Origin of the sequence: Frigoribacterium sp. ACAM 257 (genome assembly GCF_007954365.1) — a bacterium.
Lineage (GTDB): Bacteria > Actinomycetota > Actinomycetes > Actinomycetales > Microbacteriaceae > Frigoribacterium.
Genome location: NZ_VOLO01000008.1, coordinates 1 through 13,479 on the forward strand (window position 1 = coordinate 1; position 13,479 = coordinate 13,479).

General features: G+C 62.3%; 8 protein-coding genes and 1 pseudogene. 6 read left to right on the top strand and 3 right to left on the bottom strand.

Features of this window, described 5'->3' with window-relative positions; all coding sequences use genetic code 11:
* A pseudogene (locus ES689_RS14820) lies at positions 1–134 on the top strand (xylose isomerase); the annotation flags it as partial.
* Between the two features lie 777 nt (positions 135–911).
* Here the strand turns inward: ES689_RS14820 and ES689_RS16150 are convergent.
* On the bottom strand, positions 912–1,175 hold the full coding sequence (locus tag ES689_RS16150) for a helix-turn-helix domain-containing protein (protein WP_370512387.1): 264 nt from the start codon (positions 1,173–1,175) through the stop codon (positions 912–914).
* 21 nt (positions 1,176–1,196) lie between these two features.
* On the opposite strand from ES689_RS16150, the gene ES689_RS15965 reads away from it, so the two are divergent.
* Positions 1,197–1,364, top strand: coding sequence for a hypothetical protein (locus tag ES689_RS15965; RefSeq protein WP_223269644.1), 168 nt, complete (start codon positions 1,197–1,199; stop codon positions 1,362–1,364).
* Between the two features lie 788 nt (positions 1,365–2,152).
* Here the strand turns inward: ES689_RS15965 and ES689_RS14835 are convergent.
* Positions 2,153–2,416, bottom strand: a complete 264-nt coding sequence (locus ES689_RS14835; RefSeq protein ID WP_146906253.1) for a GlsB/YeaQ/YmgE family stress response membrane protein — start codon at positions 2,414–2,416, stop codon at positions 2,153–2,155.
* Between the two features lie 837 nt (positions 2,417–3,253).
* Between ES689_RS14835 and ES689_RS14840 the strand changes: the two genes are divergently transcribed.
* From ES689_RS14840 to ES689_RS14850, 3 genes are all read left to right on the top strand, one after another.
* Positions 3,254–5,653, top strand: a complete 2,400-nt coding sequence (locus tag ES689_RS14840; protein ID WP_146906255.1) for a glycoside hydrolase family 2 TIM barrel-domain containing protein — start codon at positions 3,254–3,256, stop codon at positions 5,651–5,653.
* A gap of 53 nt (positions 5,654–5,706) precedes the next feature.
* Positions 5,707–7,953 carry a glycoside hydrolase family 3 C-terminal domain-containing protein gene (locus ES689_RS14845; protein WP_146906257.1) on the top strand — a complete coding sequence of 749 codons (2,247 nt, stop codon included), beginning with the start codon at positions 5,707–5,709 and terminating at the stop codon, positions 7,951–7,953.
* Between the two features lie 137 nt (positions 7,954–8,090).
* Positions 8,091–9,080, top strand: coding sequence for an SDR family NAD(P)-dependent oxidoreductase (locus tag ES689_RS14850; RefSeq protein ID WP_146906259.1), 990 nt, complete (start codon positions 8,091–8,093; stop codon positions 9,078–9,080).
* A gap of 155 nt (positions 9,081–9,235) precedes the next feature.
* Here ES689_RS14850 and ES689_RS14855 read toward each other — a convergent pair whose 3' ends face one another.
* A complete protein-coding gene (locus ES689_RS14855) occupies positions 9,236–10,654 on the bottom strand; it encodes an MFS transporter (RefSeq protein ID WP_146906261.1) in 1,419 nt (472 codons plus the stop codon).
* A gap of 331 nt (positions 10,655–10,985) precedes the next feature.
* Between ES689_RS14855 and ES689_RS14860 the strand changes: the two genes are divergently transcribed.
* Positions 10,986–13,400, top strand: coding sequence for a glycoside hydrolase family 3 N-terminal domain-containing protein (locus ES689_RS14860; protein WP_223269638.1), 2,415 nt, complete (start codon positions 10,986–10,988; stop codon positions 13,398–13,400).
* Positions 13,401–13,479: the final 79 nt, after the last annotated feature.

The following is a 13,479-nucleotide window of genomic DNA, read 5'->3' on the forward strand; positions in this document are numbered from 1 at the left end:
GCTACGAGCAGCTGCTCGCCGACCGCGCCTCGTACGAGGACTACGACGCGGGGCAGCACTTCGGCGGCCACGGGTACGGGTTCGTCCGCCTGCAGCAGCTCGCGCTCGAGCACCTGATGGGCGCAAGGAACTAGCGCGCAGCCGACGACACTCAACCCCGGTCACACCTTCAGGGCCGGGGTTGAGCTGTCGACAGAAGCAAACGTCAAGCTCAAAGATCAGGACATGATCGAGCCCCAGACAACTGACCACATGGGCCGTGGAAGCGACTTGCGGCATCTGCTCAGTGCCAGCACGAAAGCGTGGTCTACTGCGGTATGCCGAGGTGGAAGATCAGATCCAACGACGAGCTACTCGACGCCATAGATGATGCCCTGGCTCAGCGACTGGACGGGACACCATGGGCCCTGCACGACGTGTCGCCTGCAGCCGGCATGAGTCCTGGAGGTCTGATCAAGAGATTCGGCTCGAAAGAAGAGTTGGCGTTGGCCTTGACGCAGCGGTGGGTGGCACGTATTCCCGAAGCGCCGCTAGACCCCGGGGCAGGGATGACCGAGTTGCGTCACTACCTTGAGACCCACTTCTCCGTTTCGTCGTCCATTAACGCCCTATCAGGGCTTCGTACGTTGGTGCAGGGCTTGGGGTCCGCCGCTGTTGCGGCGTCGGTGCGTGTGGGTTGGGACAGGCAGAGGTCATACATAGCTCAATGCCTAAGAAGCCTCCCGCTTCGAGACGGTGTCGACGCTGAGATCGCGGCGCTGACCCTGCTCGATGGGCTCCACGGGCATCTGTTCCGGCAAGCCGTTGACTTGCATCCGAACACGCCCACACGCATTTTGGACGACTTCGTCAAGTTGTGGCGTTGAGTCGCGCTGGCAACGAGGAGATCGCGGCTCAGCTTGAGTGAGCTATTAGCGCTCGCCCCGCGTTGAAAACGCTCGCGTGCCTACAGCCGGATGACATGTTGCGGGGCGTTCGAGGGTCTCGCGGGGGTACTCAGCGAATCTTTCGTTGTAGACCGCAGAAAAACGCCCAAGGTTATTGAACCCCCAGCGTGTAGCCACGTCGGACACCAAAGTGCCGGGCACGCATTTAACAGCAAGCTCGTTCCGAACCCTGTCGAGGCGAACATTGCGCAGAAATTTCGTCGGAGTCAGCCCAAGATGATCTCGCATCTGCTTCTGAAGGGTCCGTGGGTGCAATCCAGCCGCTACCGCGATTTCAGCTGGACTAACAGGCAGATGGGCGGTTGCGTGGACGTATTCGACGGCGAGCCGAAGTCGACGGGTGCGCTCGGTTCGCAACTCCGTCGGAACGTCGACCGCTTGCCACTGGAAGAGATCGAGAAGAGCGTGGGCCACTGAGCGTTGCGCGTGCAAGCGGTCTAATCGGCTGAAATGGGGGCTCACGATACTCGGGAGCGCTTCACCAAGCACGCGCCGCCAAGCAGTGACAGAGTTAGCAGTGGGGATAGCGGCGCGATCAAAGACGAGACGTTGCGAAGGGCCGCCGTGTCGTTCCGCAGCGATGTTCTCAAGAAAAGCCGACTCAAGCTTGACGATGTTGTGGCGGTGCGGGGTGACGGCGAAAGAGTAGGACGCCTCCGCAGGCGCCAAGAATGGAACTGCGTCAGTGCTCGTGAAGGCGCCCTCCGGGTGGCGAATCGTCACCGACCCCGAAGAAAGCCAAGTAACCACGTAGTTACGCGACCAAGGAACGACTCCTCGCAAGTGACCAGTGAAAGTGCCAGCTTGAAGGCTTAGAGATTGATCACCAGCCCTGACGTACCGACCTGAGAATGTTCCCGCGTCCGCGTGAGCCTGGAACCGGCAGCCACCGAACTCCAACTCGAGCTGTGCTCGGGCCTCACCTACGTCCCTCCCCGACCATGCGTGTCGGAAGAATGGTTGGGTTGTAGTCAGGTCATGGCTTGACTCGCCGGGCGCTAGGCGGCCGTATGTGCTGGTCAAGGTCGTTCCTCCAGCCAAGTTCAATCGGGGTCCAGTGGCGTTGTGGCAGAAGCGAAGGGGCTCGAATGTTGCCGACTGGCTCGCTTGGTTCGATCGACCGGTCCCGAGGTTGATCCACGCGGAAAAGAAAAGCAGGCGACGCGCCTCCGAGGGAGACGGGTCGCCTGCTTGGTCTGTTCTTCCTACGCGCGACGGCGCCCAAAAATGAGGCCGTAAATGAGAAGCACAACAATCGAGCCGGCGATGGCGATCAGCCAGGTCTGAAGATCGAAGAACCCTTCAAGATTGATGTCGAAGATGATGCCCCCAAGCCAACCACCGAGGAGGGCGCCGACGACACCCAGAATCAGGGTCACGAACCATCCGCCACCCTGCTTTCCCGGCAAGATCAACTTCGCGATGGCTCCCGCGATCAGTCCCAGAAGAAGAAATGCTACCCAGCTCATTACTTACCTTTCCATGTTGTGTGCGGTCAGGTCCCGCGCCATAACGGCACGAGACCGGTCAGGAAAACTCTCCCAATTGCATCAGCGTTGCGGCCCAGAGGGCTGCAACGCCTGTTACTGCCATCACGCCCGCCAACACGAGACTTACTAGAAGGCCCAAAAAAATACTTTTGTTCCGGCTCAATCGGTCTATCAAGTCTTTCGCCATCTCCAACGGTCCTTGTGATCGGTCTCTAGAGCCTCGTGGTGGAGGCGCGCTCGGCGCCGTCGAGTGGCGCCGCAGTTGGGCCACTGGAAGGACAAGTAAAGAATTACGGTGCCGGCTGAAGCTCCAGTGGGGCGCCCAACAAGTGTCGTTCTCGAGCATAATTCCCCGGCCGGGGAAAAAGCAAGTTGTCTCTCCTGGGCGCTTACCGCGGACCCAGCTTTCGCGGCGATTGATCTTCTACAAGCACCTCGAGTCGCACGCGAGAAGGCGCAATTGATGTCGACGCGAATTGGCGAACCGATTGCTGAAAGCATCCGTATGCACTGGGGTTCCTGAGCCCCTCGAGCCGCGGGCGCGGGCAATTTCATCCTGGTGGCGTCATGAAAACGGGGTCCATGCGCCCTCTGGTGGCGACGGATTCAGATGCCGGCCCATCTGCCCCCTTCTGGCCGAAAGGCATTCGCTTCCTTTCGGCTTGACCCGCAATCCTCCGACTTGTACGCTTTTTCCCGGACCGGGAAAAAGCGTGGAGCGAGCCATCGGGCCGGTTGCGGCAGGTTCGCTCGTTCCGCCCTGGTCAGCACGTGGGCCATGTGCCGTCGAGTTTTACCAACGAGTAAGGAAGCTCAGTGGAACGCACATCATTTAACGACGGATGGGCGATCCGCCCTTCGACCAGTCCCTTTCTCGAAATTCTTGGGCAGGCCGAGACGCCGAAACCCGTGACACTTCCACACGACGCTCTCCTCGGGCGTCCGCGTTCTGCTGAAAACCAGCCTGGCGCTCTGACGGGTTATTACGGCGACGGTGTTGTCGAGTACGTCAAGACGATCACAGTCCCTCATCAGTGGCAGAACCGCCGAGTCGAGCTACAGTTCGACGGTGTTTACCGCGGCGCGATGGTGTTCGTCAATGACGCCCTTGTCGGTCAACGACCGTACGGTTACATCCCTTTCTCGGTTCGCATTGACGACCACCTTGTGGAGGGTGCGAACGAAATTCGTGTCGAATGCCGGAGCCATTCAGACGCTCGTTGGTACACGGGACTCGGGATCTACCGTGACGTATGGATGCTGCTTGGCGAACAGGTGCACATTGCCCGCAACGGGGTGCGCACGCGCACCCTCAGTGCCGACAGCGAAGTCGCCGTCGTTGCCATCGACACCACTCTCGAGAGTGACGACCGAGTACTTCGCACCGCGCTCGTGACCACGGAGATTGTCGATGCTTCAGGCCAAGTAGTGGCCGTCGATACCGCCACTTTCGCAGTGCGTCCTCGCGACACCTCGACGCTACGACAGCGCTTCACGATCGCCAGTCCGCAGCTGTGGAGTGCCGAGACGCCTCATCTGCACACGTGCCGCACAACCGTGAAAATTGGAGAAGAGGTCGTCGAGGTGCACGAGGAACGCTTGGGCATCCGGGCGCTCGAGTGGGACGCGCGACGAGGGCTGCGTATCAACGGCAGCCCAGTCAAGCTTCGAGGTGGATGCGTGCACCACGACAATGGCGTCATCGGTGCAGCCACAATTGCGCGGGCCGAAGAACGTCGGGTCGAGTTGCTCAAGGCAGCCGGGTACAACGCCATCCGCTCTGCGCACAACCCGATCAGCGAGGCACTCCTCGACGCTTGCGACCGACTCGGTCTCATGGTCATGGACGAATTCACCGACGGCTGGACATCTACGACCGCCGGCTTTGGTTATGGTCACGATCTCGCCGATTGGTGGCGACGTGACCTTCCAGAGATGTTGGCCCGCGACTACAACCACCCCAGCGTGATCATGTACTCCATCGGCAACGAGGTTGCAGACACAGGAAACGACTGGGGAGCGACTCTCGGTCGCGACATGGTCGACCTCGTTAAGTCTATTGACGACTCGCGCCCCATCACTAACGGTGTGAACCCGATGATGACGTCCCTTCATGATCTGAAAGCCGAGATGGGCCGCGAGGGAGGCGTGAACTCGCTCATGCGTGACCTCGGCGATCTCCTTGGGAATGTAGTGACCTCCGACATGGCGACGGACCGCCTCGAAGACGCTATGTCGCAACTCGACATCGCTGGTTACAACTACGCCTCAGCCCGGTATGAACTTGACATCAAGCGACACTCTCAGCGCCTTCTTCTCGGAACCGAGGGGACGCCGAACAAGCTGCACGAGATCTGGCCCCTCGTCGAGCAATTCCCACAGATCATCGGCGACTTCGCTTGGACGGCGTGGGAGTACATCGGGGAGGCCGGTCTCGGCGCTGACAAGCCCGCAAGTGAGCCGTTCTTCGGGAACTACCCATGGCGCTTGTCCATGACCGGAGACATCGGCATCACCGGTCAACGGCGCACCATCTCGTACTGGCGCGAAATCGTTTGGGGCCTGCGCACAACCCCCCATCTGGCAGTGCACCGTCCGGAGGTATCGCGGGCCGATCTGCAGCCCTCGCTCTACACCTGGAGCGACAGCACGGAAAGCTGGACGTGGCCCGGCTTCGAAAATCAGGTGATGACGGTAGAGGTCTACTCGGACGCACTCGAAGTCGAATTGCTCCTCAACGGACAGACTGTGGGGCGTGCCCCGGCTGGTCGAGACAACCGTTGGATGGCTACTTTCGAGGTCCCATATGAGCGGGGCGAGCTGACAGCTGTAGCCATCCGCGGCGGGGCACGCGCGGAGACTGACTCGCTCCGCACTGCGCAACCGGACAGTGGACTCAGCCTGGTTACAGACCGCGACGTCATTCGGGCTGACGACACCGACCTTGCGTACGTGGACATCACCATTGCCGACAGCGACAACATCGTGCATGTCCTGAGAGACGACGTGGTGACCGTCCGTGTAGAGGGAAGCGGAACCCTGCAGGGGCTGGGTAGCGCTGCGCCGGCGTCTGAGGACGACTACACCTCGGCCACCACGCGCCTCTACCTCGGTCGTGCGCTAGCCGTCGTTCGCCCGACGGGACCTGGTCAGATCCGAGTGATCGCCGAGTCCTCTTCCGGCCTCAGGGCGGAAACCGCACTTCGCGCTGAGTAATCCACTTCCCTGCCCGAACCCCCGGGTGCCCACCAGCTACTAAGGAGTTCTCCTTGACTACATCCACTGAACAAACCGCCTTCGAGACCGCGGCCGCTCGCGTGCGCGAGGGCAACGACCTGGCCGTCGAGACCGACGGCCTTCTGGCGCAACTTACCGACGACGAGAAGCTCTGGCTGTTAGACGGCGACGCCGACTTCTGGGTGGGAATCGCCGAGATGAGCATCGGCTACAACTTGCACCCCATCGTCATGGGAGAGATCAAGCGTCTCGGCATTCCTGGTCTCCGCTTCAGTGACGGCCCGCGCGGCGTCGTCATGGGCGCTTCCACGGCGTTCCCGGTGTCCATGGCCCGGGGAGCCACGTGGGACCCAGACCTGGAAGAACAAGTCGGCCTCGCCATAGGCCGTGAGATGCGGGCACAAGACGCGAACTTCTTCGGGGGGGTGTGCATCAATCTGCCTCGCCACCCGGCATGGGGACGAGCGCAGGAGACCTACAGCGAGGACCCCTATCTGCTGGGTGAATTTGGAGCAGCACTTGTGCGGGGCGTCCGGCGCAACGCAATGGCGGTAGCCAAGCACTACGCGCTGAACTCGATGGAGAACGCCCGGTTCAAAGTGGACGTACAGGCCGACGACGCGACGCTTCACGAGGTCTTCCTCCCGCACTTCCGTCGCGTAGTCGAGGAGGGAGTTGACGGCATCATGACGTCTTACAACTCCGTCAACGGTGAATGGGCCGGTCAGAATGAGGTACTCCTCGAAGGCATCCTTCGAGACCTATGGGGATTCGAAGGCGTCACTGTCTCTGACTTCGTCTCGGGGCTAAGGGATGCTGGAGTGTCGGTACGCGCCGGACTCGACGTCGAGGCACCAATGCGCCAGCAGCGTGCCGCGCACCTGCCCGGCGATCTCGAGTCGGGCAAGGTTGGTTGGGAGCACATTGACCGTGCGGCTCGACGCATCCTTCGCACGCAACTAGCGCACTACGCTGCTGACCGGGAAGACAAGCCATCCGGAGACGTCGTGTTCTCAGCAGATCATCGAGCCCTGGCGCGAACGGTGGCCGCTACGTCCATGGTTCTTGTCAAGAACGACAGGGTCGATGATCGACCCGTCTTGCCGATCTCACCGGCCAACACCGCCTCCGTCGCTCTCATCGGTCGCCTCGCGGCTCTCCCGAACACGGGCGATCACGGTTCCTCGGCGGTCCGATCGCCCGAGGTCGCAACGGCCCTGGACGGAATTCGCGAAGCGTTCCCGAATAGCGCTCTGCGAACCGCGCTTGACGACGACCCAGTAGCCGCTGCCGAGGCCGCGCGGGAAGCCGATGTCGCGGTCGTCGTCGTCGGCTACACCGCCGACGATGAGGGCGAGTACGTCGGCGGGGACATGATGCTTGATCCCGCTGTTCTCGCATTGTTCCCGCCCCTGCCTGAGGGGGTCGATCCTTCGTCCATGGGCGGCGACCCGGCTCAGGAGGACACAGACGCGGCTGCTGGTGGCATCGACGCTGACCCTGAGGGCGGTACCGCTTCCCCGATGACGGGCGCCGCCGGTGCAATGGGTTCCGTCGTGGGTGGGGACCGTGCGAGCCTCAGGCTGCGTCCCATTGACGTGGACATCATTCGAGCGACGGCAGCTGCGAACCCCCGCACAGTCGTCGTCATTGTCACAGCTGGCGCCGTCATCACGGAGGAGTGGCGAGACGATGTTCCCGCAGTCCTTATCGGCTGGTACAGCGGCGTTGAAGGGGGCCACGCACTGACCGACGTTCTCACCGGTCAGGTCGATGCATCTGGACGTCTGCCGTATTCCGTTCCGACGAGCGAGTCTCACTTGCCCTACTTCGATCGAGACGCGACCAGCATCGTCTACGACCGTTGGTTCGGTCAGCGCCTACTTGACCGCGATGGAGTCGAAGCTGCCTTCCCCCTGGGCTACGGGCTCTCGTACACGACGTTCATGATCTCCGACCTCGTGATCACCACAGCCGCAGGGGACGCCTTCTCTGCTACGGCCCGCGTGACCAACACCGGGTCCAGGGCAGGGCGACACGTGGTCCAGCTCTACGGAGTCACACAAGCCGCCGACTTCCCGCAGCGGGTGATCCTCGGCTTTGCGACCGTCCTTCTCGAGCCTGGCGAGAGCGCGAAGGTCGACGTGGCGGGATCACTTCGACCCCTCCAGCGCTGGACTGACGACGGATTCATCTGGGCCGCACCGACCGCGGTCATCGAAGCGTCGTCATATTCAGGCGACCCTGACTCCGTTACGGCGTCCCTTCGACTGCCCTAGTTCTCACCGTGCCCGTCAGGCGACGTGTCTTGATCTCCTCGAGGCACGTCGCCTTTCGAGGTTCACCCTCAAGTCCCCCTCTGGTCGTGGTCCCGTCCGCGGCCAGGCGAACATCACCTCCTAACGAAAGAGCGACTATGACCCTCACCTCGAAAAACACTCTGCAGGAATGGCTCGACGATGCCGTCGGCGGGCCGATCTTCCGCCGTTTCCTCGCTGAGGCCGGGCAGTCGGAGGAAGCGCTCTACCCGGCACGCCAGCTCACGCTCCGAGCGATGATCGACCTCGGCGGAAATTCCTTTCCCCAGGAACTGGTCGACACACTCGTCAAGCAGGCAAATGGGGGCGTGATTCCTCCCGAAGAGTTGCAGGACTCAGCGGAGTCGTCGGGGCGCTTCTCAGGACAGACGCTCGTCGTGACCGGTGCCGGCTCCGGTATCGGGCGCGCGACGGCCCGACGAATCATCCGCGAAGGAGGGCGAGTGATCGCTGTGGATGTCGTACCGGGCGGCATTGCAGCTCTCGAAGCGGACTCTCCGGACGAACTGATCGTGACCGTGACCGCCGACATCACCTCACCGGACGGCATCAGCGCCATCATGGATGCCGCAGGAGCGAACATCGACGGTTTGGCCAACGTCGCCGGAGTCATGGACGGAATGACGCCCTTGCACGAGACAGACGATGGCCTCTGGCGGCGGGTCTTCTCCGTGAACGTTGACGGCACCTTTGCGCTCAGCCGCGCCGTACTGCCAGTGATGCTTTCGGCTGGCCGCGGGGCGATAGTCAATGTAGCGTCCGAAGCCTCCCTGCGTGGCAACGCAGCAGGGACCGCCTACACTGCCTCCAAGCATGCGGTGGTCGGCATCACGAAGAGTTCAGCGTTCCTGTATGGTCCGTCAGGAATTCGCGTTAACGCCGTCGCGCCTGGTCCAACTGCCACCGCAATCGAGGGAACATTGGCGAGCGACTTCGCCCGCGAACGCCTCAGCCCGTTCTCTGGTCTCACGCCACCAGTGGCTGGCGCAGAGCAGATAGCAGCATCCATCACCTGGTTGCTCAGCGAGGACTCCGCCAACGTCAACGGAGTCATCCTCGCCTCGGACGGAGGATGGTCCGTTCAGTAGTCAAAGTGCTCGCGCCGCCTCGCGAGGCGGTCAAGAAGGGCAAAGGCAAACGTCCGCCAGCTTCTGAAGCTGGCGGACGTCTGCCATTCCGCTGTTGCAGGGTGTCGTGTCGCCGATGCCGTGCTAATCCACCGGACGAACTACGACCAAATCGATCACCGCGCTCGTCGGATGCGCGTGATCGCGAGGCCCGCGGCGAGAACGAGCACGAAACCCACGGGCCAAACGGGACCGTAGTTTCCGGCGGCAAGGGTGACTGCAATTCCCGCCACGATCGGGCCAAGAGCATTGCCCAAGTTCTGCCCGAGCGACGACAATCCGAGGTCGCGGCCAGCGGCCTCCTTGTCAGGGAGGACCTCAATGAAGAGAGCTTGGTCGACGACCACAAACATGCCGTAGCCGATGCCAGTGATGGCTACCTGGATGAACATCGAAGCAAGAGTGGGGAAGAAGAACGGGATGAGGAAGCTACCCGCCATGATGAAACCCGCCGCCATGACGAAGGGCTTACGGCGCTTGACCTTGTCGCTCCAGCGCCCGCTGAAGTACATGGCGAGCAGGGTCGTCGGGAGGGCCGCGAACTGCAGGAGCGGCGCCGTCTGCGCGGCCTCGCTCACCGACAAAGCGGGCCTGATGTAGCTCTGAAGCATGTACAGCGAGTACGTCGAGCTGATTCCATAACCCAGGTAGAGCAGTACCTTCGAGATCCAAGCCCAACGGTAGTCACGATCTGTCAGAGCCACTCCATAGGACTTGAGCACCAACCCGAAGCGAAGTCGCTTGGTCACCATGTCCCGTGAGGAGTTATCGCGAGCGAACAGGACGAAGGCCATCGTCAGGAGGAACAGAACGATTGCGATCGGTATGTAGGTTCCCAGGCCGATTGCATTGAACAACGCTCCCGCCGCGACGGCTCCAACGATCGCGCCGAAGTAGGAGGACAGGCCGGCCATGGCCGACAGGCCGCCAATTCGCTCCTCCGGAACGCGGTCGGCCACTGTGGCAGCGAGGGGCCCCTGGATGAGTCCCATGCACACCTGAATGAGCGACCAGACGACCACGAGGACCGCTACGGACGGCACGACGGGAAGTAGGCAGATGAGGGCTGTACCGGCGATGCTGCCAGCGGCGATCCACGGCGCCCTGCGACCGAACCTCGATCGAGTCCGATCGGACAGCATTCCGAGGAGCGGAGAGAACAGCATGGCTAGAACTACGCCGGCAGATGTCACTATCGACAGGCTCGTTGCGCGTGACGCGTTGAACGTCGACAGCAGCTCGAGCTGACGAGTCTGGTCGGGTGTCGCCGTCGCGGCTCCGGAGGCAACCTCGGTTTGCAGGGTAGTGAGCGCCTGCAAATCAACCCCCGAGTCGGGGCCGAAGACGCGCGCAAATTCGAGACCCTGGACGTGCAGCGGGATGATGATGGCCAGCAACGACCCCCAGAGCAACGCCACGCCGAGGTTTGCCAGGGCGTAGAAAGTCGTGTAGCGACGCATGGCCGGGGTTTTAAACTCGTAAACCACTGCGTTGGAGACCGTCTTCGGGGCGGTCTCGGATGAGATGTCGGCCATGGCGCTTCTTCCTTGAAGGGGGCTGGTGTATCGACGACCGGAGTTAATTCCCGGGCGGGGGAAAAGTACGCCCGAACGGTTGCATTAGTCAAGTCCCCCCGGCAAGCGGTAGGTCACGCAACGGACTCCGACGCTTCTTGTCTCTGACAGTGCCAATCCGATGTCGATTGACGAGAGCGGCCAAACCCTCTAGCGTTTTCCCCACCTCGGGAAAAACGAGTGCCGACGTCGGCGGTCCGACGTGGGCTGAGAACGACGAACGGTGACCGCGGCAGGCGTGCGTCCAACGGTCTTTGGCGTGACGGCAGCTGCGGCTCGAAGAGGAGAACCGGTGAGTAACGAACCGACAGAAGTGGCGACGTCGAGGTCGACGGCGCAGATCGTGCAGGGCCTGCTGGAGAGCATGACGCTCGAGCAGAAGGTGGCGCAGCTGCAGTGCACCATCCTGGTTGCAGGACATCAGGAAGCGGCTCTGGCGAAATTCCCAAATGGGGTAGGTGCCCTCGGCAGCATCAGTTCCGGGGGCGACGTGGCCGCCGACGCGAAGTTCTACACCGAGCTGCAGGCGGACGTGAGTTCCCGTACGGGCGTCGGAATTCCTCCGCTGATGCACGGGGAGGCGGTCTCAGGATGGACTGGCCCTGGAGGCACGGTGTTCCCATCGGCCATCGGTCTCGGTGCGACCTGGAATCCAAGCGCAGTTGAGCGGATGACTGAGATCGTCCGTGACCAGATGATGGCCGTGGGCGTGCGTCAGGCACTGTCGCCCGTCATGGACGTCGCTCGCGACCCCCGGTGGGGCCGAGTTGGTGAGACGTACGGGGAAGACCCCACCTTGTGCGCGGCCATGAGCGTCGCGTTCGTGCGTGGTCTTCAGGGTCCGGATCTCCGGAACGGCGTCGCCGCAACGGGAAAGCACTTCCTTGGATTTGGTTTCTCCGAGGGGGGGCTGAACATGACCTCGAATCCCATCTCGCCACGTGAACTCCGCGAGGTATACGCGAAGCCCTTCCAGGCCGCGATCACCGAAGCAGGCCTGGCGGCGATCATGAACTCGTACGGCACGATCGACGGTGAACTGCTCCTTACCTCCAAGCACATCCTGACGGACCTTCTTCGGGAGGAGATGGAATTCGGGGGAGTGGTTGTCTCCGACTACATGTCCATCAATCTCGCGGTCGACCTCAACGTCGTTGAGGACGCAGTTGCCGGCGGCATCGCCGCCCTCGTCGCCGGACTCGATGTCGAACTGCCCACGCCATTCGGGTTCGGCGACGGGCTCGTCAAGGCAGTTCGTGACGGGTCACTCGATCAGGCCGTCCTCGATCGGGCGGTGACGCGCTGGCTCACCACCAAGGTCGAGCTGGGCTTGTTCGAGCGGGAAGGAGCACGAACTGAGCTGCTCGAAACGGCATACGAGCCCGAGATGGCTCTCGGGCACAGCCTCACCGTTGCTCGTGAGGCGACCGTGCTACTGAAGAACGACGGCATTCTGCCTCTCTCGAAAGAGGCCACGAAGATCGCCGTCGTTGGCCCTCACGGGGACTCCATCCGGTTGTTCTTCGGTTGCTACACGGGCCCCGCATCCATCGACCTCGCCATGAGCGGCACGATGTCCGAGATGGCAGGCATGCTCGACCTTCCCGAACTGATGGAGAACTACGACCTGCCTCCGCTTGCTCCGTTCTTTGAGGGCAGCGACGTTCGATCGGAACCCGAGGCCGTTGAGTCCGCTCTGCGCGGCATCTACGGGCACAAGACGCCCACGATCGTCTCGGCTATCCGAGCAGCCAGCCCGAACGCCGACGTCGTCTACGAGAAGGGCTGCGACATCGCGGGCACCGATCGCAGCCGGTTCGACGCCGCCATTGCCGCAGCAGCTGAGGCAGATGTCGTCGTCCTCGCCCTGGGCGGAAAGTACGGCTGGGGAAGCGGCAGCACATCGGGCGAAGGAATCGACACCGCCCACGTGGGGCTGCCGGGCATCCAAGAGGAATTCGCGGCGCGCATTGCCGAGACGGGCACCCCCACCGTGTTGGTGCACATGGACAGCAAGCCGCTGGGAAGTGCCGCCGTCGCTGATCTCTTCCCCGCTGTGATCGAGTACTGGTTCCCGGGCGAGACTGGTGGTCAGGCACTCGCTGAGGTTCTCTTCGGCGACTACAACCCCGCCGGCCGCCTCCCCATGACAGCTGTGCGACATGCAGGGCAGATTCCCATCTATGCCGCCCACCGTCGCAGCAACAGTGTCAGCAGCGCCGGGACCATGATCATGAACCGGTACGTCGACGACACGAAAGAACCGCTTTTCCCCTTCGGCGCAGGACAGAGTTACACGACGTTCGAGTACTCGAACCTGTCCGTCTCGCCGAGCGTCCACGCGGACGGCAACGTTCAGGTCTCCGTCGACGTCTCGAACACCGGCTCGCGGGACGGCGACGAGGTCGTTCAGGTCTACGTCAAGGATGACTACGCCAGCATGGTCCGCCCCGTACAGGAGCTTGCTGGCTTCCGACGGGTCGCCATTCCCGCCGGGGCGACAAAGACGATCCATTTCGAGATCCGGGCGAACCAGTTCGCGTTCCTGGACGTTGACATGCGGTGGCTCGTTGAGGAGGGAACCATGACTGTTTTCGTGGGATCCTCCTCCGCGGACATCAAGCAGACCGGCTCGTTCCGTATCGAGAACACCGCTGTAGTCCACGGCGCCCGTCGCGGCTTCTTCGCTACCAGCACCGTCGAATAGCGGAACCTCGTGCGCCCGTCGCTCGCTCGGAGCGACGGGCGCACCCCTTCTCACAATGAGCACCACCAACACGAGGACA